Source organism: Streptomyces sp. NPDC006012 (genome assembly GCF_042871185.1).
Classification (GTDB): Bacteria; Actinomycetota; Actinomycetes; order Streptomycetales; family Streptomycetaceae; genus Streptomyces.
The window spans coordinates 109202-133113 of the sequence record NZ_JBIAIE010000010.1 but is presented as its reverse complement, the minus strand read 5'-3'; the positions used below and the strand labels follow the sequence as shown (position 1 = coordinate 133113).

The window sequence follows — 23912 nt, the reverse complement described above, 5'->3', positions numbered from 1 at the left end:
GCGGCCGCCGGAGCGTGCCGGGATCATTGGCTTCAGTCCTTCGTTCGCTGTGCGCCGGTACAGGCGGGAGGGCCGCCGAAGACTCTCAAACGGCGAGGACGGCGCAAGCGGTAATCGCTGTGCTGTGGCCGGGAGTTCGGCCGGACGCCGAAAGCACCTCACCGGACGGCGTCCGGCAGCCGCGACGGGGGCGGGGCGGCCCCGTCCTCGTACCGCTCCCAGTCCTCGGGGCTGAGGCCGAGAAGCCGCTCGATGTGTCCGCCGTCCGGCAGCGGGCCGTGGTCCCCCGTCACCTTGAGCGCGGAGACCGCGGTGATGTGGCCCAGCCGGAGGGCGCGCGTCATCGATCCGCCGCGGAGCAGGCACGCCAGGAAACCCGCCGCGAAGGCGTCGCCCGCGCCGACGGGCTCCACCACGGTGGTGCGCAGCGCCGCGACCGTGCAGGTGCCGCTGCGGCTGACGGCCGTCGCGGCACGGGCGCCGTCCCTGACAACGAGGATCCGCGGACCGGGCAGCAGGCGGCGCAGGTCCGGGAGGGTCAGCCCGGGGCCCCAGATCTCCTGTGCCTCGTCGAGACCCACGAAGACGATGTCCGCCCGGTCGGCGAGTGTGCGCAGCACGTCCGGGGCGGTGCCGTCCGGCCACAGGGCGGCACGGTGGTTGACGTCGAAGCTGACCGCGTAGGGCCGCGCGGCACCGGCTCCGGCCAGTGCCCGGGCCACCAGGTCGCGGCAGGACGGGGAGAGGGCGGGGGTGATGCCGGTGAGGTGCAGGAGGGCGGCGCCGCGCACGGGTTCGCGGTCGAGCAGGTCGGGCCCCAGGGCCGAGGCCGCCGAACCGGACCGGTAGTAGTGCACACGGGTGCCGGTGGGAGCGGGGTTCTTGACGAGGAGGCCGGTGGGGCGGTGCGGGTCGGTGCGTACGTGGGTGACGTCCACCCCGGCCGCGGCCACCGCGGCGCGGACCTTGTCCCCGAGGGGATCGGCACCGAGCGCCGACAGCCAGCTGACCGGGATGCCGTGGTCCGCGAGATACATGGCCACGTTCGACTCCGCTCCCGCGACCGACAGGCGCAGCCGGTCGGCGTCCGCGAGCGGGCGGGCCGGGTCCGGGGACAGGGCCGCCATGGTCTCGCCGACGCAGACGACCCGTCCCGCGGCCGGGCGCCAGGCCGTCATGGGCTCTCCCCCGCGGTCGGCGCCGCCGGCCACACCGCGACATCGAACCGGCAGGAGGGCGTCGGCGTGCCCGGCACTTCGTCCGGCATCTCGACCGGCACCGAGAACATCGCGCCGTCGTAGGGGCCGGGCGAGGCCGGTCCGGTGCGGGCCGTGGTGACGTGGAGGACGCCGTCCGCCGGGCACGCCCCGGCGGGCTGGGCGGCCGGCAGCCGCCGCACCCGGAGGAGGGTGCCGTCCGGGAGGTGGCGGCGCAGGGTTCCGGTGCCCCGGACTGCGCACCACGAGGCGCCTTCGGTGTCGACCGCCGTGCCGTCGGCGCTGCCGTCCTGGGGCGTGGCGATGACTTCGGGTGTGCCGAGCCGTGCGGTCGCGGCGCCGACGGGGTAGCGGCGGACGACCCCGCGGGCGCTGTGGGCCGGGTACATGCCGCGGCCGGTGAGGATGTCCACGAGCACCATGTGACCGTCGGCCCAGCGGATGCCCTCGCCGGGTTCCAGGCGGTCGGGTCGGGCGGGAACGAGTTCCCCGGTCATCGGGTGGTCTCCGGTACGGCGGCCCGGAAGGCGCGGGCGCGCTCGCGCAGCGCGATGAGGCTGCCGCCGTCGGCGGCGTCGCCGACCAGGGGTGAGCCGACTCCGACGGCGGTCGCCCCGGCGGCCAGGTAGGCGCGGGCGGAGACGGCGTCGACACCGCCCACCGGGACGAACGGCGTACGGGGGAACGGTCCGCGCAGCGCCTTCAGATACCCCGCTCCCCCGCTCTCCCCGGCCGGGAACAGCTTGAGGGCGACCGCACCGCGGGCCTGGGCGGCGATGATCTCGGTCGGGGTCAGTACTCCGGCCAGGACCGGCAGCCCCAGCCGGTGCGCCGTGTCGACGCCGTCACCGAGACCGGGGGTGACCACGAACGTGGCGCCCGCCCGGTGCGCGGCCTGCGCGTCGGCGCCGGTCAGCACGGTGCCGGCGCCCAGCGGCCGGTCGGGTCCGAGTTCCTGCCGGGCCCGGGCGATGACGGCGAGCGCGTCGGCGCCGCTCAGCGATATCTCGATGAGGTCGATGCCCTCCTCGGCCAGAGCGAGCACGGTGCGCAGGGCGGCGTCCGGGTTGCCTCCGCGCACGATGGCGAGCAGGCGACGGGCGGTCAGGGCGGCCAGTAGGTCCACGGACTGAGGTTCCTTCCATGTCGGTGCCGCGGCGATGTCCAGTGGTCGCCGTGGGCGGGTTCGGTGACGGCGTCCAGCGGCACCGTCACCACTCCGCGAAGGATCCGTCGGCGTGCCGCCACACCGGGTTGCGCCAGGTGTGGCCCCGGCGGTCGGCGGCGCGTACGGCGGCCTCATCGACGGTGATGCCGAGTCCGGGTGCGTCTCCGCGTCGGGCGTGTCCGGCGACGAAGCGGAACGGTTCCGGGTCCAGCAGGTAGGACAGCAGGTCGGCGTCCTTGTTGTAGTGGATGCCGCGGCTCTGCTCCTGGATCAGGAAGTTCGGTGTGGCGAAGGCGATCTGGAGGCTGGCGGCCAGGGCGATCGGGCCGAGCGGGCAGTGCGGGGCGAGCAGTGCGCCGTAGGTCTCGGCGAGCGAGGCGATGCGCTGCACCTCGGAGATGCCGCCCGCGTGCGACAGGTCCGGCTGGACGACCGCGACGCCGGCGGTCAGGGCGGGCAGGAACTCGCTGCGGGAGTAGAGGCGTTCACCGGTGGCGAGGGGTACGGGGCAGGACGCGACCAGTCCGGGCAGCAGATGGGTCTGCTCGGGGACGACGGGTTCTTCCACGAACAGCGGGTGCAGCGGGGCGAGTTCGGCCAGGACGCGGCGGGAGCCGGCGGCGGTGAACCGGCCGTGGAAGTCGACGGCCACGTCCCGGTCGGGGCCGAGGACCTCGCGGGCGGCGGCCACCCGGCCGATGACGGCCGCGGTCTCCGCGGCCGTGGCCACGGGCGAGGTGGCTCCGGCGCCGTTCATCTTCACCGCGGTGAAGCCCGCCTCCACCTGGGCGCTGATCTGCTCGGTGAGCTGGGCGGGTTCGTCGCCGCCGACCCAGGCGTAGACCCGGACCCGGTCGCGGACGGGGCCGCCCAGCAGGGCGTGCACCGGCGCTCCGTAGGTCTTGCCCGCGATGTCCCACAGGGCCTGGTCGAGTCCGGCGACGGCGCTGGACAGGACGGGGCCGCCCCGGTAGAAGCCGCCCTTGGTGAGCACCTGCCAGTGGTCCTGGATGCGCAACGGGTCCTGGCCCACGAGGTATTCGGCGAGGACGTCGACGGCGGCGCGCACGATCTCGGCGCGGCCCTCGACGACGGGTTCCCCCCAGCCCACGGTTGCGTCGTCGGTCTCCACGCGGCAGAACAGCCAGCGCGGCGGGACGAGGAAGGTTTCTATGCGAGCGATCTTCACTTGGCGCCGCTGCCTTTCCTGTCGTCGGGGCCGTCGATCCGGTCGAGGTCGCGGCCGGCCTGGGCGAGCAGCGCGCGCATGGCCGCCTCGGCGGCCTGCGGGTCGCCGTCGCGTACGGCGTCCAGGACCGCACGGTGGGCAGGGACGGGGTCCTCGCTGTGCGGGGAGCTGTGCACGATGCGGTCGCGGTACGCAAGACCGGACTCCAGCACCATTTCCATGCGTTCGAGCAGTTCGTTGTGGGTGGCGGCCAGCAGGGCGCGGTGGAAGGCGAGGTCGGCCTGCACCGCGTGCGAGAGGTCCGCGTCGTGCCGTCCCATGGCGTCCAGGGCGCCGTCCAGGGCCGCGAGGTCGGCGTCGCTGCGGCGTTGCGCGGCGAGCCGTACGGCGGCCGGTTCGACGATGGCGCGGACCTCGGCGAGGTTGCGCAGCAGCGACCGGTCGGTCCCGGTGCGGTGGCTCTCGAACTGCCAGCGCAGGACGTCGGCGTCGAGCAGGTTCCAGTCCGCGCGGGCCCGGACGAACGTACCGCGCTTCTGGCGGGCGTCGACCATGCCCTTGGCGGCCAGCACCTTCAGGGACTCACGCAACGCGGTGAGACTGACGTCGAGTTCGCTCTGCAGCGCCACCAGGTCGAGGGTGGCTCCTTCGGGGATCTCGCCGCCCAGGATGCGGTGCGCGAGGGCCTCGACGGTCTGGCCGTGCACGCCACGGCGGGCGTAGGACGTCATGTCGTAGGGCTTCCCAGCCCGTAGTGGGTGTTCCGGCTGGGCGGGTGCGAAGTCACGTGCCTCTCCAGGTCGGAAGCAGGAGGAAGAGACGCGGGCCGCACCGGGACAGGGGGCCTGTGCGTCACGGCGAAGACTGTGGTCCGAGGCCGAAACCCTGTCAATATTTATTACCAATTTTAGGAGAAGGGGGCGCGGAGCCGGCTGCATGTCTTGACGCACTCCGGGCCATGGCCGCACTGTCCGGCCGGGTCCGCGGAGCCAGGCACCTTCGCGGCCGCCCCGCCTGATCCGGGTCGTCGCGGCGGCGCCGGCCGCCAGGTGAATTCGCCACCCGCCGACCAGTGTCGGCGCCGTCAGGCCCGGGCGCGCTCCGCGCCCACGGGCCGGGCAGACGTCAGCGGGCGGCGTGCCCGTGCCGTGACGGTACGGGCGTTGCCCTTGCCGCGGGGCCCGCCCGGACGGTTTCGGGTGCGGGTGTCCGGCCGCTGTCCCGTCCTGGGGCGAGGGCCGCGCCGGGGACGGGCTCCGCAACCGTCCAGGGGTCAGGAGAGCCAGTCGCGGTAGTGGGTGGGTGCGAGGCGGGCGTCGCCCTTGGCGGTGAGGGCGTCACCGCGGACGGAGGCGAAGAATCCGGCGGTCTCGTCGGTGACGACCGTGCGCCCGTCCGGGTGGGCGTCCAGGGTGATGCGGCCGAGGTCGTCGAGGGGGAAGACCTCCGGTCCGGCGATGTCGAGGGCACCGTTCAACGGGGTGCCCGCGGCCACTTCGGCGACGGCGTCGGAGACGTCCGCGGCGGCGATCGGCTGCAGCGGAGTGGTGGGCAGCCGGACGGTGTCGCCCTCGGTGGTCCACGACATGACCGCGTCGACGAACTCCATGAACTGGGTGGCACGGACGATCGAGTACGGGATCGGCCCGGCCTTGAGGATGTTCTCCTGGAGGACCTTGGCCCGGTAGTAGGCGGCGTCGGGCACCCGTTCCGCACCGACGATCGACAGGACGACGATGTGCCCGGCCTCGCCCTTCTGCGCTGCGGCCAGAAGGTTGTCCATCGAGGTCTGGAAGAACGGCAGGGAGGCGTCGTCGAAGGTCGGGGAGTTCGTCAGATTGACGACCGTGTCGGCTCCCGCCACCGCCTCCGCCAGGCCCTGGCCCGAGATCACGTCGACACCCGTGGACATGGAGTACGGCTCGGCTTCATGTCCGGCCGCGGCCAGTTTCCGCACGACCTGCGATCCGATCAGGCCGGTACCACCGATCACTGCCAGCTTCATGAGGTATCTCCTGTCGCACACCGACGGGTCATACGGTCATGCGTCCAGACTGCGCCGTCGCCGTACGGAGCGCACGCCAGCGCGCCCCGGGCAACGACGGCGGCGCAGCGTGCCGGTGGCGGCCCGCATCCGGTGGGCGTTCGCGCCGCTCCCGGACGCCCCCGGGCGTGCTCGGCTTCGGTGACCTGGGCGCCGGCGATCCGGCAGTTGATCGCGCGGGCGTGTGGGTACGGCTGTGCGGAGGGGGCCGTACGATTCTGCACGGAGGTTTGTGATCATGGGCTTGTCGACGTCGTTCACTGAACTGTTCGGGGTGGAGCATCCGATCGCCCTGGCCCCGATGGGCGGGTCGGCCGGCGGCGCGCTGACGGCGGCGGTCTCGCGCGGCGGCGGTCTCGGACTGCTGGGCAGCGGGAACGGGGACCGGGACTGGCTGGCCCGCGAACTGCCCGTCCTGGCCGAGGAGGGCGCCGGAAAGCCCTGGGGCATCGGCTTCCAGGCCTGGGCCATCGACGCCGACGCGATTGACCGGGCGCTGGAGCACGAACCGGCGGCGGTGATGCTGTCCTTCGGCGACCCCGGTCCGTTCGCGAAGCGCGTCCGGGACGCGGGCCCGGCGCTGATCGTTCAGGTCACCGACCTGGAGGAGGCCCGGCGGGCGGTGGACCTGGGCGCCGATGTGATCGTGGCGCAGGGCACCGAGGGAGGCGGGCACGGCGCCCGGCACGGGCGGTCCACGCTGCCGTTCGTGCCCGTCGTGGCGGACCTCGCGGCGCCGGTGCCGGTGCTGGCCGCCGGCGGGATCACCGACGGCCGCGGAGTGGCGGCCGCCCTGGCGCTCGGGGCTGCCGGAGCGTTGCTCGGCACCCGCTTCCAGGCCACGGCCGAAGCTCTGGTCGACCCCGCCACCGCCCGGGCGCTCGTCGAGGGCCGCGGGGAGGACACCGAACGCAACAGGGTGCTGGACCTCGCCCGTGGCTCACGCTGGCCGGCCCGGTACACCGCCCGTACCCTGGGCCACCCCTTCCTCGACGCATGGCGGGGCCAGGAGGACGAACTCGCCGCGGACCCGCATGCCCGGCACGCCTATCAGGACGCCGTGGCAGAAGGCCGGATCCCGGCCCTGCCTCGGTGGGCCGGTGAAGGCATCGACCTCATCGACGACCTGCCCTCCGCGGCCGATCTGGTCGGCACCCTGGCCGCCCACGCCGAGGAGGCGTTGGCCCGGGCCGGCCGGCGCTGACCGCCGTCGCCCGGGTCCCGGCCCGAGGTGACAGCGGAAGGGCGTGGCATGTGCGTCGTTCAAGAGCGAGGCGGGAGGCGCCTGGGCGCCCCCGCGTCCTCACTTGCCGAGGCGGCGACGCAGGAGTGCGAGGGCCGGGCCTGCGGCGAGCAGGACGGCCAGCGCCGCGTAGCCGAACGTGAGGGTGGTGAGCGCGGCGACGCCCGCGACGAGCAACGGGCCGCCTGCGTCGCCGAGTTCACGGCCGAGTTCGGCGGCGCCCATGGTCCGGCCGAGGCGTTCGGGGGGCGTCGAGGAGGCCAGGGCGGCGAAGCCGAGCGGGGTGATCAGACCGGTGCCGGCCCCGATCAGCACGGCGCCCGCCAGTACGCCGGTCAGCCCGGGCAGCATGGCGCAGGCCAGCCCGGCAGCGGTGAGCAGCAGGCCCGCGGCGAGGCCGGCCCGGGTGGTGAGCCGCCCTTCGTCCAGCGCACGGCCGGCCTTCGGCTGGACGATCGCGGCGCAGGCGGCGAGCACGGAGACGACGGCGCCGGTGGCGACCGCGCCCAGCCCGGCGGCCCGGCCGGAGACCGGCAGGAAGCCCACGCCGACCGAGAGCGCGGCGGTCGCGGCGGCCAGCGCGGAGGTCGGGACGAGGAAGGCCGGCTCGGCGAGGCGGCGGGCCAGGTCGAGCACGGTCTGCCGGCTCTTGGGCAGCGGCGGTACGACGGGCACGACCGCGGCGGTCCACAGGGCGACGGCCGCGCCGAGCACGGCGAGGACGACGAACACGAGCCGCAGACCGCCGGCCAGGACGAGCAGGCCGCCGAGCAACGGACCCAGGGTGTATCCGACGGACTTGTAGAAGCCGTAGCTGCCGAACGCGCGGCCGTGTCGGGCGGCGGGGTTGAGCCGGGCGACGAGTGCGGACGCGGACGGCGAGAAGGCGGCGGCCGCGGCGCCCTGGCCCAGGCGCGCGGCCCACAGCCAGCCGGGGCTGTCCGCCAGGGCGTAGACGGCGGAGGCCCCGGCGAACGCCACGAGCCCGCCGAGCAGCACCGGACGGGCGCCGACCCGGTCGGCGAGGCTGCCGAAGACCGGTTTGAGGACGACTTCGGCGCCGTCGTACAGGGCGAGCAGTCCCCCCAGGACCAGCAGCGAGGTGACCGTGTCCGACGAGAAGGCACCCAGGTTCGCGGCGATGCCGTGGGCTCCGAACGCCGTGGTGAACCCGGCCGCGTGCAGCGGCCGCATCTGGCGGGCCGGTGCCGAGGGTGCCGCCGCGATCCGGGTCACCGGTCGTCCTCGGGCGCCAGGTGCAGTGCACGGAACACGCGTTCCGCGTAGTCCTCGCAGGCGGCGGTGCATTCCTTGAGCCGTTCCGAGGCGGCGGCCGCTTCGGGTGCCCCGAACACGTCACGGGCCATCAGATCCCGATGCCAGCGCCGCAGCCGCTCCAGCGACTGCTCCTCCTCTTCCAGTTCGGCGAGGGTGAACTTGGCGATACGGATCTCCTTCGCCAGTTCCTCCTCGAACTTGCCGCAGTCGGCCAGGAACTCGCTCCAGTCCTCGGAGCGGGCCGCGGTGAACATTGCCCGGAACCGGGCGGCGTCCTGCGGTGACCGTCCTGAGGCGTTGAGGGTCAGCGTCTGGCCGCCGGCCTGTTCGGTCAGCGTGAGCGCACGGGCGATGCCGGCGGCGAAGACCGGCACGTCCGGTACCGCCCACACGCCCTGGCCGAGCGACAACGCGCCGAGCCTGCGCAGTTCACGCCAGACCGCCACGCGGTGCCGGGAGGGCTCCGCGGGCACTTTGACCATGAGGACGAGCCATCGACCCGCCGGTTCGTCATCCGCCACACGGGTGAATGTAGCACCTGTTACATTCACGCCCGTAGCGTGCCGGCGGAGCGGGGTTGCCGCAGCTGCCGGCCGGGGAGCCGCATGCGTCAACGAGGAAGCCGTATGGGCGGGGCAGGAAGCCGCATGCGCCGGCCAGGAGCCGGCACCTTTCGCGATCGCACGCGTGCTCCGGCGAGGATCGGCCCCGGCACCGTCCGGCCTCGGATGTCGTGATCACTCCTGGCACTACCATCCAGCACCGTGAGTGACGAACGTCGAGGAAGAGTTCCACCGGGCCCGACACATCCGGCCGATCCGGGCCTGGTTCTGCGGCTCGCGGTGGTTCTGCTGGTGGCGGCCTCCGGGGCGGTGGAGACCATCTCCTTCACCGCCCTGGACCATGTCTTCGCCGGGGTGATGACGAGCAATCTCGCCCTGCTCGGCATGGCGGCCGGCCGGGGGCAGGACACGGGTGTGACCGCGGCGGTGCTGGCCCTGGCGGGTTTCGGCGCGGGCGCGGCGGCGGTCGCCTGGCCCACCAGACGGTCCACAGGCGTGGTCACGCACTGGTCGGCGCGAGTGATGCTCTGCCTGGTCGCGGAGGCCGTCGTGCTGGCCGCGATCGCGGGGGTCTGGGCCGCGGTCGGCGGCACGCCGGACGGCACGACGCGGCACGTCCTGCAGTTCGGTGCCGCGCTGGCGATAGGAGTCCAGTCGGCGGCGATGGTGGCGGCCGGACGGGCGGCGGCGCCCACCACGTATCTGACCGGCACCCTGGCCACGTACATCGTCAAAGGGCTGGGCTCGACCCGTTCGCAGCGGTGGGTGCCAGCCCGGCTCGGCGCCCTCGTCGCGGGCGCGGCCGCGTGCATGGCGCTCCTGCGGGCGGCTCGGACGTGGGCGCCCGTGCTGCCCGTCGCGCTGGTCGTGTGCGCCCTTCTGATGGCCTGTCTGCCGCTGGTCCGGATGGGTCCCGACGGCGTACGGCCGACGGCGTGAGCGCCGAGCACCCGCCCGCCTGTGGCCCGCCTGCCGTCCGGTCCGGTCCGGAGCGGGGCGGGGCTGGGCACGGACGGTCAGGTCGTCCGACGACGCGAAGCCTGTCACCGAGGATTCCGTCCACGACACACGTCGTCGCGTCGTCGCGTCGTCGCGTCGTCAGGTTTTTCCGGGTCTCAGGCGGCGCCGCCGGCGCTTCGGGGGCTGCTCCTCGGGCGCCGGCGCGTGCGTGACCCGGTTTCAGGCGGCCCCGACGGCGAGAGCCCGTTCAGTGGCTTCACATCGAACGTGGACGCCCCCGTCCAGGGACTCGCGCTCCTGCGGCGTCATGGGGCCGATGGTTCGCCGGATCAGGATGTCTCCACCTGCACGGGCACGACGGCTTCGCTGGTGTACGCGAGGAACGTCAGCGTCTCCTGGAAGTACAGGCGGACACTCGTGTCGTCGTGCGAGAGGTAGCCGACGGACACGTCCTGTCCGATGCGCAGTTCGAAGTCCCCGCCACGCCTGGACACCAGGAAGGCGCCGTCGGTGGCGGGCGCCCACACGATGTCGCCGTCCAGCACCCGGGCGATGTGCTTGATGATCGGGTAGCCGTGGTCGGAGGTCTCGCTGACAGCGGTGTACGCCTCGGCGCTCAACGCCAGCGCGTAGGGGCCGCCGACGCCCGCGAGCCGCAGCACGGTCACCGCCTTGCTGACCACGTCCGGGTACGCGCGCACGTCGGCCGGCCATGTCAGGGCGGAGTTGGACGAACTCTTGCGCAGGCCGACGATGTCCGCCGCGGCGTATCCCTCGAAGACCGCGCGGTCCTCGGCGAAGGCGATCTGCCGGGCGGCGTCCTTGACCGGCTGCCAGTCCGCGTCCTTGGCGCCACGTGCGACGTCGTCGACCTGCTGCCGGTCGACGGTGAAGGGCACCCGCAACTCCACCAGGGGCTGGAAGCGGCGGATGCGGGCCGTCACCCCTTCGGCCGGCGCCGCGGCGTCCTGCAGATGGCCGCTGCCCACGCCCGCCAGTTCGGTGCCACCCGGCTCCGGCACGTCGACGATCCGACGGGCCGCGATGTGCCGTTTGAAGGTACGCCGTGCCTCTTCCTCCAGATCGGCCCACGCGGCGGCGGAGAGGGGTGCCAGTTCACGGTGCAGATTGTCCATCGTGGGTGCTCGCCTCCTGTCACGGACTCAGATCGCCGATGCCGAGGGAACCGTCCGCGTCCGCCGACGAGGCCACCGCCGGTACGACCGGGGCCGGGCTCGGGGCCGGGGTCAAGGCCGGGGCCGGGGTCCCGGACTCGGTTCCGGTCCCCGGCCCGGTCCTGGTCTCCGTCTCGTCGGCGTCGGCGTCGGCGGACTCCTCGTGTGCCCCCGCGGCCGGCGGATCGGGGAGGTTGTCGAGAAAGTCGCTGGTGGGAACGTGAAAGAGCGATCCGGTGACCGCGGTGGAGAAGTCCAGAATCCGGTCGTGGGAGGCCGGCGGTGCGCCCAGGAACATGCGCTCCAGCATCCGCTCCGTCACGGTCGGGGTGCGGGCGTAGCCGATGAAGTAGGTACCGAACTCGCCCTCCCCCACCATGCCGAAGGGCATGTTGTCGCGCAGGATCTCGTGCTGCGTCCCGTCCGGGTCCTCGATCGTGTTCAACGCCACGTGCGAGTCGGCCGGTTTGACGGCGTCGTCCAGTTCGACGTCGGACAGCTTCCTGCGTCCGATCACCAGTTCCTGGGCCTCGACCGGCAGGGCGTTCCAGGCCGAAAGGTCGTGCAGGTACTTCTGCACGATCACATAGCTGCCGCCGCGGAACCGCGGATCCTCGTCCTCGATCAGGACGGCCGCCTCGGCCGCGGTGCCCGTCGGGTTCTCCGTGCCGTCCACGAACCCGAGCAGGTCACGCACGTCGAAGTACTTGAACCCGTGCACCTCGTCCCGTGTGGTGACGGCACCGCGAAGCCGGTCCATGATCTCGGAGGCCAGCGCGAAGCACAGATCGAGCCGGGACGCGCGGACGTGGAACAACAGGTCGCCAGGTGTCGACACCGCGCGGTGCCGGGGACCGGCCAGCTCGCGGAAGGCGTGGAGTTCGGCCGGCCGCGGACCGGCGAACAGGCGGTCCCACGCGTTTGAGCCGATGCCCACGACCACGCTCAGCCTGCCCTGCTGCGCGGCCCGGAAGCCGACCGCCCGCTGCAGCCCGTTCACGTCCGACAGGGTCTCCCGTACGACCGGCTCGCCGCCTTCGTCGACGGTCACCACCAGGAAGATCGCCGCGCTCGTCAGAGGGGAGAGCACGGGCTGGGGCACGGGGTCCCGGGAGTATGCGCACATCGACGCCCCCTTTTTTCCTGACGGTCACGGACGGACGGGTGAGGAGACGGTGATCGCAAGCGGAAACATGTGTGCGCCGACGACGGCGCCCGGTCCGGGTGGCCCACGTCCTGCGGCCCTGCCCTGCGGTGAACGCCTGCCCTGCGGCGGGCCCTTCACCCTGCGCGGGCCCGCGTTCGCACGCAGTCACCCGCCGAACGGGTGACTGCCGGACACTTCCTCCTTCACCGTATGGCGCAACCCGGCCACTCGCCACCGCGCCCCGGAGACACCGGTCGTCCGGGCTCCCCGGGGGACATCGGTCGACCTGGCCATGGCGCACCCGGTCGGCCGGTGCACGGCCCGGGCACGGCACCTCGGCCTGACCGGGGGTCAGGTGTCTCCGCGGACCTCGGAGGATTCGGGCGGTGCCACCTCGTCCCAGCTTCTGGCACCGCCCACCTCCGGCGACCGGGTAAGGCCGACGATGCCGGTCGCCATCAGTGCGATGCCCACGGCTTCGGGCAGCAGCCGCCAGCCCAGCGCGATGGTCTCCCCGAACAGCAGGCCGCCGAGGGCGACGCTGATCAGGGCGTCCCCCAGGGTCATGGCCGGCTGCGAGACGGCCAGCGTGCCGGCCCGCAATGTCCATTGGAGGAGCAGGACGCTCAACAGCCCGGTGGCGGCGCCTGCGTAGGTGTGCCAGGTGGTGAGGACCGCGCCGGGCCCGTACGGGAAGCGCCCGGTCACCTCCTTGATGAGCGCGGCCGTGACGGCGAAGCAGGCGGCGGTCGCGATGCCGAGCGTGGCGGCCTGCAGCGGGCCGCGCACCCGCACGGCAGCCGCCAGCAGGGCGGCGACACAGCAGGCCAGCCCGCCGCCGACGACCAGCCAGCGCCAGTCGCCCGCCTGGTCCCCGCCGTGTGACGGGGACGCGCTGAGCAGGAAGAGGGCCAGCCCGCCGGCGAGCATCAGGAAGGGCCGCCAGGTCCTGGCACCGGGCCAGTGCCGGAACACCACCGCGCCGATGAGCAGGGTGAACAGCAGCTCACTGGTCAGCAGGGGCTGCACCAGCGCCAATTGTCCCGAGTCCAGGGCGATGACCTGGAAGACCGCGGAGAGCACCATGGCGCTCGCCCCGGCCCACCAGTACGGCTGGCTCAGGAGTCTGCCGAGCCGGGCCAGCGCCGCTCTGGGCCCGCGGCCGGGGATGCCGGACGGCTGGACCGCGGCCCTGCGCTGCAGGACGGACGTCGCCGCGTTGAACAGCGCGGAGAGCAGGGCCATGACGACCGTGAGCACGTTCATGCGGAAAGTCTGTCGTTCGCGGGACGGCCCGGCGAGCGGCCACCGGACAGCCGGGGGCGGGCAGAGGCCGGCGGAACGAAAAAAGTGGCAACCGCCGTACACATGGCTAAACCTTCCCGATCCGGCTACGCACGACGGGTGGATACCGGCCGACGCCCGTTTGGCGGCCGGTGTGGCGGATACCTCTTGCTCACTGTGCGATACGAGGTGACCATGCCGCAAACACGTCCGTGCCCGCATACGTGTCCGTGTCCGTGCCTGCGTCCGTGTCTCCATGACCTCGACCGGATCCCGCGCGCCGCCGGCCTGGGGCGCGGCGGCGCCGGACAAGTGCGGCGCCGGCGATGAGCCGCCTGCTGGTGGTCAGCGCGAGCATGGGGGCGGGACACGACGCGGTGGCCGTCGAGCTGGCCCGGCGGCTGCACGTGGCCGGGCACGAGACCGTCCACGCGGACGTGCTGGGCCTGCTGCCCACCGGTGTCGGAGCCGGGTTGCGCGGCTTCTACCGCTCGGCGATCCGGCATGCCCCGGTGGTGTACGCGGGTATCTACGCCGCCTTCTTCCGCGCCGGCGGCGGCCCGCGACCGGGCAGTGCGCCGCTCGCGGCGCTCGCCGAGGAACGGCTGAACGAGGAGGTGGCGGGCGGGCGGGCCGACGCGGTCGTCGGGGTCTTCCATCTCGCCGCGCAGCTGACGGGCCGGATGCGGGACCGTGGGCGGCTCGCGGTCCCCAGCGCGGTGCTGATCACCGACTTCGCCGTTCACCGCCAATGGCTGCACCGCGGGAACGACCTCCATCTCTGTCTCACCGAGGAGATCGCCGAGGACGTGCGGCGGCGCCTGGGGCGGCCCGCCGTCGCGTGCGGTCCGCTGCTGCCGGACGGCTTTCGTCCGGGTCCGCCGGGCGAGCCGTCCTGGCGGCGCCGGCTCATGGACGGCGACCGGCGGCGGCCCGTGCTGCTGTCGGCGGGTGCGTGGGGGGTCGGCAGCCGGCTCGACGCGACGGCCCGGCTGCTGTGCGGCGCGGGGTACCGGCCGCTTGTCCTGTGCGGGCGGAACGAGCGGTTGCGCCGTGCGCTGTCGAAGGTGCCGGGCACGGCCGCCCTGGGCTGGGTGGACGACATGCCGGGCCTGATCGCGGCCTGCGCCGCCGTGGTCGACAACGCCGCGGGGCAGACGGCGCTCGAAGCGCTCGCGGTCGGCGTCCCGGTCATCGGGTACCGGCCGATCCCGGGCCATGGCGCGGAAGGTGTACGGCGGATGGCGGCGCTCGGTCTGACCGAGTACGCGGGCGACTCAGGGCAGTTGGTGGCATCGCTGGACCGCGTCACCTCGGGAGGTCCGGCGGCCGACCGCCTGCTCCGTGCCGGCCGCGGCCTCGCCCGCGGTGATGTCGTCAACCCGCTGGAGCGACTGGCTGCCGGACGGGGAACGGAACCGTCCGGGGGTGGCAGCCGGCGGTAGGGGCCAGCCGCCCGACGGTCGTGCCCTGGGCGCGGACGTGCACCGGATCCACCGGCCCGTCATGGGTGCCGCTGACGATCGCGACGCCCGCCCCGAACGGGCCCGTTCGGCCTGACCGGAGCGGCGAGTGTGAGTCTCACACGTTGTCGCGGGCTCGTTCGAGGACCCGGTAGACGGTGGCGCGGCTGACGGAGTAGATCTCGGCGAGGTCGGCGATCGGGAGTCCGCCCGCAGAAGGCGGGTGCCGGTGCACCCGGCCTTCGCGGCGGCGGCCAGAGCTTCACTGGCGGACTTCGGGGCGCCGCGGAAATCGGCTGCCTTGCCGCGACGCATCCGCACCCCGGCGATCACCGGCCGGGACTGTGGAGTGCAGACCGTGGCCGGCAGTGGGTGGCGGGAGTGGAGGCCTTAACGCCCGGCACTTTCCTGGGCGCTTTCACCCACGGCCATGCCCGTCAACTCCACGTCTTGCACAGGAGGTTCCCGGGTGGACGTACGGGCATCAGCCGTGGCTCACGGTTAGTCTCGGTGGAATTGATGTTCTCAGCTTCGAGAGGGTCCCCTATGGCCGTGCACGTGACCGTGTGGGATGACCGCGATCGGGTCGGAGGAGACCGGGCCCCGACGGCTTCGACGGTCCCGGTGACCCCGGCGGCCGCTGCGGCCCCCGCCCTCTTCATCCACAACATCTTCGCCTGGGGCAGCGACTCCGCGTACGGGTTTGCCGGGCAGCGGCCCCTCGCGGACAGCCGGCCGCTCCTCCTGATGGATCGCCGGGGTTACGGCGACAGCCCGGACACCGCGCGCAGCGACTTCGACGTCGACGCCGAGGACGTCGTGGAGGTTCTCGGCGACGGGGCCTTGGCCGTGGGGCCCGGCGGCGCCCACCTCGTGGGGCACGGGAACGGCGCCGTCGCCGCGCTCATCGCCGCCGCGCGCCGACCCGACCTCGTCCGCTCCCTTGCCCTCGTCCAGCCCGCCGCCTTCACCGCCGCCGCGCACCATCCAGTCGTCGCCGACCTCCTCGACCGGGTGCGCGACGGCGCCCCGGGCATCCCGGACGGCGTCACGCCGGAGCAGTATCTGCGTGCGTCCACCGAGGGGTTGGGGATGGCCATGCCCGAGCCCACGTCGCGCCGGCTCCGTGCCGTGGCCACCTCCATGAGAGAGCGGCCCATCTGGGAGGCGGACATCCCGCTGGAGGTGATCCGGGGCGCCGCCCTGCCGGTTCTGGTGATCTGCGGAACCTGGGAGCGCGCGCCGGCCGCGTACCGCGAACACGTGGGGCTCCCCCTCATGGCCGTGGCCGATTCCCTCACCGATGCCCTCGGGGGCCGCCTCCTGCGGGTGCCCGGGTACTACCCCCACACCCAGGAGCCCGCCGCCGTCAACGCCGCCCTGCGGGAGTTCTGGGGCTGACCCAGTTCCGCATCGGCTGCCAGTCCCGCGCGGCCGACCTTTGCCCGGCGGTCCGTCTCATCAGGTGCACACCGCAGGTGGGGCATGGACTATTCGATGCCCGGTCGCATTGTCCCGGTGAGAGGCCGGGGTGCGGACGCCGCGCAGGTTTCCGCCGGTGCGGCTGCTCTGCGCGATGCAGCTGCCCGCCCAGTCGCAGAGCTCCCCCTACGCGGAGGGGTGGGAGGCGGACGCCACCGCCGACGACCTCCCACCGGCGATCCCAGCCGGACAGGGTGGTGTCATCGGCGAGGCTGCCGAACGTGGGAGCTGCCTGCCCGGCCCGTCAGGCCGTGCTCGCCGAGCGGCCCGACCGTCAGGCCGGCCGCCCGGCACGCAGCCACCACGCCGGGCAACGCGGCAAGTGCCGCCCGCCAGCATCCCGCTGCCGCGTGCCGGTCGGAGTCGTGCAGCAGCACCGTGCCACCGCCCCGCAGGTCGGTCAGTACGGTCGTTACCACGGACTCCGCGGTGGCGTGCGCCGTCCAGTCCCGGCCCCAGGCCGTCCACAGCACCGGGCGCAGTCCGGTGCGGCGCGCGGCCAGCAGCCGGTCGCCGGTCAGGATGCCGTACGGGGGCCGGTACCACGTGGGCCGGGTTCCGGACACCTCCGCCACCGCGTGCGCGGCTCGTGCCAGTTGCCGGGCCTCGCGGCGCGGAGCGGGCCACCAGGGGCGCTCGTGCGTCCAGCCGTGGACCGCGAGTTCATGGCCGCGCCGGACGATGTCCTGGCCCAGCCTCCGGTGGGACAGCAGGTGCTCGCCCACCACGAAGAACGTGGCGCGGAGGGCCAGTTCGTCGAGTGCGGCCAAGAAGGCAGGGGTGGAATTGGGGTCGGGTCCGTCGTCGAAGGTGAGCGCCACGTGGTGCGGGGTGCCGATGCCCGCCAGGGCCGGCAGCAGGGCACGTCGCGGGCCGGCGAGCCAGGTTCCGGCGGGCCCGGCGTGGGCGGCGGCGACGAGCGCGGGGACGGCGGCGACCGCCGCGGTGAGCAGCCGGCCTGCGTTGGCATCGCGGCGCAGCACGTCGTCTCCTTTCCCGTCCCGGTGGCGGTCGCCCCGTTCAGCCGAACCGGGCCGCCAGCCGTCGGTACGTGGTGGGCGCCAGGGCGCGCACCACGGCGGGGACGCGGAGCCAGCCGGGGACGAACACCTCGTGCTGGTCGTGGTGGATGGCGTCGACGACCGCGGCGGCCACCCGTTCGGGCGGGACGGGGCGCGGCCGGGTGCGTACGTAGGGCACACCTCTGCGGGTGAAGAAGGGGGTGTCCACCACGCCCGGAACGACGTAGGTCGAGCGCACGCCGGTGCCGTGCAACTCGTACCGCAGCGCCTCGACGAAGGCGCCGAGGCCCGCTTTGGCCGCGGAGTACACCGCTTCCTCCCGTACCCCGACGCACCCCGCGACGGAGCCGATCAGCACCAGCCGGCCCTGACCGCGCGCCACCATGTGGGGCAGGATCAGCCGGACCAGGTGGACCACCGACGCCAGGTCCACCGTGAGCACCCGGTCCACCTCGGCGGCGGGCATGGAGGTGAACGGACCGGCCCAGCCCACCCCCGCGGCCGCGACGAGGAGATCGATGCCCTGTGCCTGTCCGAGGGCCCGGTGGGCCAGGTGGCGGACGCCGTCGGCCGCGGCGAGATCGCTGGGGATGGCGACGGCGGACGTCTCACGCGCCACCCTGTCCAGCCGGTCGCGGTCGCGTCCGGAGACCAGCAGCTCCCACTGCTCGGCGGCCAGTGCGCGTGCGACGGCCGCGCCGATCCCGGATGAGGCGCCCGTCACGAGCGCTACGCCCGTCGTGGGTAAGGTGCCCGGCGCGAGGGTGGTCGGGGCCGGGTACGGATCCGCCGTCGCGCGTCCCAAGCTGACCTCCTTTTGAGTGGTGGGTCTCGGCGTGGCACCGGAGTCCGCAGCCTCCCGCGGGTGTGCCTTCCGCGGCCCGCCGAGCCTCGCGCATCCGTGTCGTCGATGAAGGCAGCGACGTTCGAGGGGTAGCCGGAGCCCGCGATTTTCAAACCCCGCCGGGTGAGCGCGACGCGGCCGCACCGGGCGGGGCCCGGTGCGGGCTGCCCGCCCTGGCACCATGGGTGAGCAGGACCCCGGCAGTCCGCCGACGGCCCCGGCGGTGCGCGCCTCCGGCCCGCTCCACCGGGAACCGGCACGTCACCCCGTCGGCCGTCCCGCAGGGCCCGGCACCGGCCCGGGTTCCTGGAACGCCGGGCTCAGTTCCTGCTCGGCCCAGACGATCTTGCCGCCGGTCGTGTAGCGGGTGCCTCGTCGGTGGGACAGCTGCGAGACGAGGAACAGGCCACGGCCGCCCTCGTCGGTGGCCCGCGCGTGGCGCAGTCGTGGGACGGAGTCGTTGGCGTCGGAGACCTCGCAGACCAGCACGTGGTGCCGGATCAGGCGCAGGGTGATGGGGCCCGTACCGTACCGGATCGCATTGGTCACCAGTTCGCTGACGATCAGTTCGGTGGTGGGCGCCAGATGGCCGAGCCCCCACTCGGTCAACCGGCCGACGGCCAGCGCCCGGGCACGGCCGACCACGGCCGGGTCGCCCGACAGCTCCCAGGAGGCGACCTGGTCCGTGCTGAGTGCATGGGTCCGCGCCAGGAGCAGCGTCGCGTCGTCGGACGGCGCCCGGGGCGACAGGGTGCCGACCACGGCCGTGGAGAGCTCCTCGAGCGGGAGGCCCGGCTGTGCCAGGACGGCACCCAGGCGGTGCATCCCGGCGTCGATGTCGGTGTCCCGTCGCTCGATCAGCCCGTCGGTGTAGAAGGCGAGCACACAGCCCTCGGGCAGTTCCAGTTCCACGGCCTCGAAGTAGGCCCGGTCGACGCCGAGCGGCAGGCCGGGCGGGATGTCGGGGAAGGTGACCTCGCCCTGGGGCGAGATGATCGCGGGCGGTGGGTGCCCGGCCCGTGCCATCGTGCAGCGCCGGGTGACCGGGTCGTAGACGGCGTACAGGCAGGTGGCGCCCTCGACCGCGACGGGCCGGCCCAGGGCGTCCAGGTCCTCCTCGGTGAGGCGGGTGATCGTGTCGTCGAGCTGGGCCAGCAGTTCGTCCGGAGGCAGGTCCATGTTCGCGAGGGTGTGCACCGCCGTGCGGAGCCTGCCCATGGTGGCGGCGGCGTTGATGCCGTGCCCGACCACGTCGCCCACGACCAGTGCCACCCGGGCTCCGGACAGCGGGATGACGTCGAACCAGTCGCCGCCGACGCCGTCCTCGGTGTCCGCGGGGAGATAGCGGGACGCCACTTCGACCGCGGGCCCGCCGTTGAGGCGGCGCGGCAGCAGGTTGCGTTGCAGCGCGAAGGCCGTGGCACGTTCACGGACGTACCGGCGGGCGTTGTCCAGCGAGAGTGCGGCGCGGTTGACGATCTCCTCGGCGAACAGCAGGTCGTCCGCTTCGAACGGCGCCGGATCGTCGGTGCGGACGAAAACCGCCACACCCAGCACCTCCCCGCGCGCGTGGATCGGCACGATCATCAGCGAGTGCATGCCGTGCAGGCGGATCTTCGCCGCCCGCTCCGGGTCCTGGTCGAGCCAGGTACCGGGCGAGGTGTCCAGTACCGGCTCCAGGTGGGACCTGCCGGAGGTCAGGACATCGGTGAAGGGCGAGAAGGCGGGGACGAGGACGGGCTCGCCGCGCGGCCACAGGGACTCCGGGATCCCTTTGTGGACCGACGCCAGGCCCGCCCGGCGGAAGGCCGGTATTCGCCCGCCCATCGCGCCGATCCGGGCGAGCAGTTCCTCGCCCAGCGGCACCGACTCCACCAGGTCGACGGTGACGTAGTCCGCGAAGCGCGGCACGGCGAAGTCGGCGAGTTCCTGGCCGGTCCGCATCACGTCCAAGGTGGTGCCGATCCGTGTACTGGCCTCGCTGAGGGTGGTCAGCCGCTCCCGCGCCCGGTAGCGGTCCGTCACGTCCACGATCATGGCGCACAGGCCCAGGATGTCGCCGTCCCCGTCGTCGAGTCGGAAGAACGAGGTCGAGAACTCGTGCTCGCGGCGCGAGTCGTTCGGCAGGCTGAGCCGGTAGGCGTGGTCGACCCTCGGCACGCCGCTCGCCAGGACTTGCCGCATCACCGTCTCGACCGCTTCGGCCTCGCCTCCCGGCAGCACCTCCGAGAGGCGCCGGCCCAGCCGCTGTTCGCGGGTGATGCCGTCCTGGAGGGCGAGGGCGTCGTTCACCCAGGTGCAGCGCAGTTCGAGATCGCGGACGGCGATGCCGATCGGTGCACGGGACAGGAGCGAATCCAGTCCCAGTCGGTTCACCGGTGACGAGCCGTCGGCGGTGATCCGGGTCGCGGAGAGAAGCCAGCGGGTCCTGCCGTCCCGTCCCGTCAGTGGGGCGGCATTCAGGTTCACGTCCAGTCGGTCGCCGTCGCGGTCGCACAGTCCGACCGGGCCGCACCAGCCTCCCTCGGCCCGGCAGCGCTCCGCGAGCGCCCATGCCTTCGCGTCGTCCTCGGTCGCCGCCAGCAGGTCCGCGGCGGAGCGGCCGATCACGTCGGCGGCGGAGAAACCGGTGAGCCGCTCGGCGGCCCGCGTCCAGCCGACCACGGTTCCCTTCTGGTCGACCACCGCTACGGCAACCCCCGTCAACTGCCCGGCCGGCTGCCCCTCTTCCTGCCCCGCTGCCCGAGTGGCGATCGGGATCATGTCGTCACCGATGGGCACCGCAGTCGTCCCTTCTGCCGGATGCGGGGACGGCCGGGGCCGACTGGCCCGCATCGGCGATGCGGTCGAGCCAGTCCGCCAGCAGGGCGCTCTCGGACCGCGTCATGGCGACGGTGTCGTTGTCCCGCAGCGCCTCGCGCAGGGCCACGGCGCGGCTCGCGACGTCCTTCGGCGCCTCGGGGCCGCGGTCGCCCACGCTCGTGATCGTTCCCAGCAGACATTCACGGGCGGCCGTGGGCAGTTCGAGGTCCCGCTCGGGCGGAGGGATCGAGATGAGGGACAGCACGACTCCGAGACTGTTGGTGTGCATGAGCTGGGTCGCGCGTTCCACGCTCACGCGCAGCCGGCCGACGGCCGCCACCCGGGCGAGGTAACGCCGCAGGATGGCGATGGTCTCCAGGCCAGCCGGAATGTCCCCCCGGTAGCGTCCCTCGCCGTACATCAGCACGTAGAAGCCCGGCCGGGAGAGGCCGAAGTCGATGTGCTGATCCCAGCAGCGGCGCAGGTCGGCGATGGCGTCGTCGGTCTCCTCCAGCGTCTGCTTCTCGGCGAGGTACTGCTGGAACCCGAAGGCGGCGAGCGCGTCGAGCAGCCCTTCCTTGTCGCCGAACAGGCGGTAGAGCGTCGGTGGCTGCACACCGGCGGCAGCACTCACCGCCCGCGTCGAGACTGCCGTACGACCCTCACGGATCAGCAGGTCGGCCGCGGCGCAGAGAATCCGCTCCTTTGTTCGCACAGCCCGATTCCGCATATCGACATATTACTGCTGTTACCAATCCTTAGATGGCGTTGATACGATATTAATGGGGCTGTGCGTTGCCGAATGATCCGCATCGGCGCTGACGGGTCTCCAGGGGCCGGCGACCGCCCGTGGAACCGCTCGACGGCCCACCGTGGCCACTGCGCGCGGACGACTTCGAGGCGGCTACGCCCGGATGACTTCGCAGCGACTTCACACCCCCAGGGGCCGCGAGGTGCTGACGATCAGGGGCGTCGTGCGAGGAAGACGAACTCCCTTCCCGGCCGGTCGGGCGCGTCGCGCACGTCCTCCACCAGGTAGCCGTGTCCGACCAGGTCCTGTTCGATCTCTTCCCGTTCCCGGAAGCGCAGCGTCGACTGCGATGTCAGCACCTCCCCGTCCTCGACGAAGCAGTACGTCGAGCGGAACGTCACCAACGGAAGGCTCACCTCGGTCACCTGGAGCCAGCTGTCGACCGTGCCCACGCCGGGGATCCGCGTCACGTGGCGGGTGTCGTCGCGGGTCCACTCCGCCCAGGCCCGCCGGGCCGGATCGCGGGTCTCGAAGACCAGACAGCCGCCGGGCCGCAATGCTTCGCGGGCTCCCCGCAGCGTCTCCTGCCAGGCTTGCGGATCCACGATGCCCTGGGCGACGTTCGCCGTCATCGTCGCCAGATCGACCCGCAGCGGCGGGAGGCCCGTCGCGTCCCCGTGGATCCAGCGCACCCGCTCGCCGCCCGGCTTGGCCCGGGCCACGTCGAGGGAGGCGAGGGCGGGATCGACGCCGACGACCTCGATGCCGCGGGCGGCCAGGAGAAGGGCGAACGCTCCTGTTCCGCAGCCGATGTCCAGCACGCGGCGGGCCCCGGCTTCCTCCGCCATCCGTACGTATGCCTGCAGATCGCCGCGGTCGGGGTCGAGCGGGTCGTAGAGCGGGGCGAGCCGTGGGTGTCCGAAGCAGTCGTCGACCATGCGCAGGACCGTAGAGGGGCCGGGCGGGCAAGGCCATCCGGTTTCGCCGACGTTCCGGAGACCGTCCGCCTCGGCCACTCCCTTTGTTCCATTTCGTACTGATTGGCGATATCTTGGTCTTGTAGTGGCCAACCGCTTCCCGGCGACGGTCACACGGCGGTGGGGCTCGCCGTACCCGAACCGCGGCACACAACGTCGCCAACAGTCCCTGCTCGTGAACTGATCCTGGCCCGTCGTCGGCCCGCACGAGTAGGAGGCCACGGAATGAAAGGCCCACTGCTTTCCCGTATCACCTCGGTGGTGCCGCAGCTCATCACGCGCCGTGGCGAGGTACGCGATGACCAGGAGGACTCCATGATGCCCATGGGACGCGCCCTGCAGTTGACGATCTTCATCGAGGAATGCGACACCTGGCACGACAAGCCCCTGTCCGCCGAGATCGTGGACCGCGCCCATGAGGCCGGGCTGGCCGGCGCGACGGTCCTCCGCGGGATCGAGGGGTTCGGCGCCTCGTCGGTGATGCACGGCTTCCGGCTGCTGTCGATCAAGCAGGACGTTCCGCTGGTGATCGTGATCGTCGACGACGAGAAGCGCGTGCGTGAGTTCCTGCCGGTCCTGCGCCGGCTGATCGAGGGTGGCCTGGTGATCGTCGAGAACGTCGACGTGCCGCACCGTGCGTCCCGGAATCCGGTACGGGCGCACGCCTGACGCCGGACGGGCCGTGGCGGCCGCAGGTTGCAGCCGCCTGTCCCCGGGGGAACCGGCGGGGATCACGTGGCGGCGGACTCCCGGCCCTTGTAGTGGATCACCTCGACCTCCTGCACGGTGATCAGACCGCTGATGGGCAGGTCCTCCAGCTCGTCCATGAACGCTCGGACGCGGTCCGCCTCGTCGATGATGACGATGGCCGCGGGCAGGTCGTCGGCCATGGACAGCAGGCGGGTCGTGTGCACGACCGACGTCGCCCCAAAACCCTCGGCGCCGCGGAAAACCGTCGCCCCGGCCATCCCGAAGGCGTGGGCGCGGCGCACGATCTCCGTGAACAGGGGCTTGTGGTGCCAGGTGTCGGTGTCGTCGACGACGATGGTCAGGCGCAGTGCGTGTCCGTGGAGTGTCATGATCGCGGTCCTCTCGTCGCCCTGATGCGGCGCGGACTGCCCGGCCGCTCCGCAGCACCCGGTGCGGCGGCCCCGCACACGCGGGAAGCTCGTGCGGCACAGACGGGAAGGTCGTGCGGCCGGCGAGAACATGGGTCCCGGGACCGGGCAACGGTCCGGATCAGGCCATTTCGGACATGTCCCAAGCCTAATCCCTGAGCCGGCCGACGCCGGGCCGTGCGCCT

The 23912-nt window shown here is 73.0% G+C and carries 23 protein-coding genes; 5 read left to right on the top strand and 18 right to left on the bottom strand.

Annotated features, from left to right (window positions below; translation table 11 throughout):
* Positions 1-158: 158 nt before the first annotated feature.
* The 6 genes from ACFYPJ_RS19785 to ACFYPJ_RS19760 all read right to left on the bottom strand — a co-directional run bounded on the left by ACFYPJ_RS19785 (position 159) and on the right by ACFYPJ_RS19760 (position 5579).
* Entirely contained in the window at positions 159-1178 is a 1020-nt protein-coding gene (locus tag ACFYPJ_RS19785) for a sugar kinase (RefSeq protein ID WP_389018483.1), read from the bottom strand.
* Entirely contained in the window at positions 1175-1714 is a 540-nt protein-coding gene (locus ACFYPJ_RS19780) for an SMP-30/gluconolactonase/LRE family protein (protein ID WP_389018480.1), read from the bottom strand. Before ACFYPJ_RS19780 ends, ACFYPJ_RS19785 begins: the two co-directional genes overlap by 4 nt.
* Complete coding sequence (locus ACFYPJ_RS19775; protein ID WP_389018477.1) at positions 1711-2343, bottom strand: bifunctional 4-hydroxy-2-oxoglutarate aldolase/2-dehydro-3-deoxy-phosphogluconate aldolase; 633 nt, start codon at positions 2341-2343, stop codon at positions 1711-1713. Before ACFYPJ_RS19775 ends, ACFYPJ_RS19780 begins: the two co-directional genes overlap by 4 nt.
* A gap of 85 nt (positions 2344-2428) precedes the next feature.
* Positions 2429-3574, bottom strand: coding sequence for a galactonate dehydratase (gene dgoD / locus ACFYPJ_RS19770; protein ID WP_389018475.1), 1146 nt, complete (start codon positions 3572-3574; stop codon positions 2429-2431).
* Positions 3571-4305, bottom strand: coding sequence for a FadR/GntR family transcriptional regulator (locus ACFYPJ_RS19765; RefSeq protein ID WP_389018472.1), 735 nt, complete (start codon positions 4303-4305; stop codon positions 3571-3573). Before ACFYPJ_RS19765 ends, dgoD begins: the two co-directional genes overlap by 4 nt.
* 542 nt (positions 4306-4847) lie before the next feature.
* Entirely contained in the window at positions 4848-5579 is a 732-nt protein-coding gene (locus tag ACFYPJ_RS19760; RefSeq protein ID WP_389018470.1) for an SDR family oxidoreductase, read from the bottom strand.
* 277 nt (positions 5580-5856) lie between these two features.
* Between ACFYPJ_RS19760 and ACFYPJ_RS19755 the strand changes: the two genes are divergently transcribed.
* Positions 5857-6822, top strand: a complete 966-nt coding sequence (locus ACFYPJ_RS19755) for an NAD(P)H-dependent flavin oxidoreductase (RefSeq protein WP_389018467.1) — start codon at positions 5857-5859, stop codon at positions 6820-6822.
* 99 nt (positions 6823-6921) lie between these two features.
* Here ACFYPJ_RS19755 and ACFYPJ_RS19750 read toward each other — a convergent pair whose 3' ends face one another.
* On the bottom strand, positions 6922-8055 hold the full coding sequence (locus tag ACFYPJ_RS19750; RefSeq protein ID WP_389018716.1) for an MFS transporter: 1134 nt from the start codon (positions 8053-8055) through the stop codon (positions 6922-6924).
* Positions 8056-8093: 38 nt separating this feature from the next.
* Entirely contained in the window at positions 8094-8621 is a 528-nt protein-coding gene (locus ACFYPJ_RS19745) for a Chromate resistance protein ChrB (RefSeq protein WP_389018713.1), read from the bottom strand.
* Between the two features lie 282 nt (positions 8622-8903).
* On the opposite strand from ACFYPJ_RS19745, the gene ACFYPJ_RS19740 reads away from it, so the two are divergent.
* On the top strand, positions 8904-9641 hold the full coding sequence (locus ACFYPJ_RS19740; protein ID WP_389018465.1) for a DUF1275 family protein: 738 nt from the start codon (positions 8904-8906) through the stop codon (positions 9639-9641).
* A 350-nt stretch (positions 9642-9991) separates the two neighbouring features.
* On the opposite strand, the gene ACFYPJ_RS19735 is transcribed toward ACFYPJ_RS19740, so the two are convergent.
* The 3 genes from ACFYPJ_RS19735 to ACFYPJ_RS19725 all read right to left on the bottom strand — a co-directional run bounded on the left by ACFYPJ_RS19735 (position 9992) and on the right by ACFYPJ_RS19725 (position 13250).
* Positions 9992-10798, bottom strand: coding sequence for a family 1 encapsulin nanocompartment shell protein (locus tag ACFYPJ_RS19735; RefSeq protein ID WP_389018462.1), 807 nt, complete (start codon positions 10796-10798; stop codon positions 9992-9994).
* Between the two features lie 19 nt (positions 10799-10817).
* Positions 10818-11963 carry a Dyp-type peroxidase gene (locus tag ACFYPJ_RS19730; RefSeq protein ID WP_389018459.1) on the bottom strand — a complete coding sequence of 382 codons (1146 nt, stop codon included), beginning with the start codon at positions 11961-11963 and terminating at the stop codon, positions 10818-10820.
* A 372-nt stretch (positions 11964-12335) separates the two neighbouring features.
* Positions 12336-13250 (bottom strand): DMT family transporter, encoded by a 915-nt coding sequence (locus ACFYPJ_RS19725; RefSeq protein WP_389018456.1) that lies wholly within the window; start codon positions 13248-13250, stop codon positions 12336-12338.
* Positions 13251-13594: 344 nt separating this feature from the next.
* Here ACFYPJ_RS19725 and ACFYPJ_RS19720 point away from each other — a divergent pair, with 344 nt between their 5' ends.
* Entirely contained in the window at positions 13595-14713 is a 1119-nt protein-coding gene (locus ACFYPJ_RS19720; protein ID WP_389018454.1) for a galactosyldiacylglycerol synthase, read from the top strand.
* 136 nt (positions 14714-14849) lie between these two features.
* Here the strand turns inward: ACFYPJ_RS19720 and ACFYPJ_RS19715 are convergent, their stop codons facing one another.
* A complete protein-coding gene (locus ACFYPJ_RS19715; protein ID WP_389018451.1) occupies positions 14850-14966 on the bottom strand; it encodes a helix-turn-helix domain-containing protein in 117 nt (38 codons plus the stop codon).
* A 311-nt stretch (positions 14967-15277) separates the two neighbouring features.
* On the opposite strand from ACFYPJ_RS19715, the gene ACFYPJ_RS19710 reads away from it, so the two are divergent.
* Positions 15278-16132, top strand: a complete 855-nt coding sequence (locus tag ACFYPJ_RS19710; RefSeq protein ID WP_389018448.1) for an alpha/beta fold hydrolase — start codon at positions 15278-15280, stop codon at positions 16130-16132.
* Positions 16133-16413: 281 nt separating this feature from the next.
* Here the strand turns inward: ACFYPJ_RS19710 and ACFYPJ_RS19705 are convergent, their stop codons facing one another.
* From ACFYPJ_RS19705 to ACFYPJ_RS19685, 5 genes are all read right to left on the bottom strand, one after another.
* A complete protein-coding gene (locus ACFYPJ_RS19705) occupies positions 16414-17193 on the bottom strand; it encodes a polysaccharide deacetylase family protein (RefSeq protein ID WP_389018711.1) in 780 nt (259 codons plus the stop codon).
* 40 nt (positions 17194-17233) lie between these two features.
* Positions 17234-18040, bottom strand: coding sequence for an SDR family NAD(P)-dependent oxidoreductase (locus ACFYPJ_RS19700; protein ID WP_389018444.1), 807 nt, complete (start codon positions 18038-18040; stop codon positions 17234-17236).
* Between the two features lie 300 nt (positions 18041-18340).
* Positions 18341-20860, bottom strand: coding sequence for a SpoIIE family protein phosphatase (locus ACFYPJ_RS19695; protein ID WP_389018441.1), 2520 nt, complete (start codon positions 20858-20860; stop codon positions 18341-18343).
* Positions 20847-21611 carry a TetR/AcrR family transcriptional regulator gene (locus ACFYPJ_RS19690; protein ID WP_389018438.1) on the bottom strand — a complete coding sequence of 255 codons (765 nt, stop codon included), beginning with the start codon at positions 21609-21611 and terminating at the stop codon, positions 20847-20849. The genes ACFYPJ_RS19695 and ACFYPJ_RS19690 overlap by 14 nt, the downstream gene beginning before the upstream one ends.
* Positions 21612-21844: 233 nt before the next feature.
* The gene (locus ACFYPJ_RS19685; RefSeq protein ID WP_389018436.1) at positions 21845-22570 is read right to left on the bottom strand and encodes a class I SAM-dependent methyltransferase; all 726 of its coding nucleotides are present in this window, start codon (positions 22568-22570) and stop codon (positions 21845-21847) included.
* Between the two features lie 354 nt (positions 22571-22924).
* On the opposite strand from ACFYPJ_RS19685, the gene ACFYPJ_RS19680 reads away from it, so the two are divergent.
* On the top strand, positions 22925-23278 hold the full coding sequence (locus tag ACFYPJ_RS19680) for a DUF190 domain-containing protein (protein ID WP_389018709.1): 354 nt from the start codon (positions 22925-22927) through the stop codon (positions 23276-23278).
* A gap of 62 nt (positions 23279-23340) precedes the next feature.
* Here the strand turns inward: ACFYPJ_RS19680 and ACFYPJ_RS19675 are convergent, their stop codons facing one another.
* Positions 23341-23691, bottom strand: a complete 351-nt coding sequence (locus tag ACFYPJ_RS19675) for a DUF190 domain-containing protein (RefSeq protein WP_389018706.1) — start codon at positions 23689-23691, stop codon at positions 23341-23343.
* Positions 23692-23912: the final 221 nt, after the last annotated feature.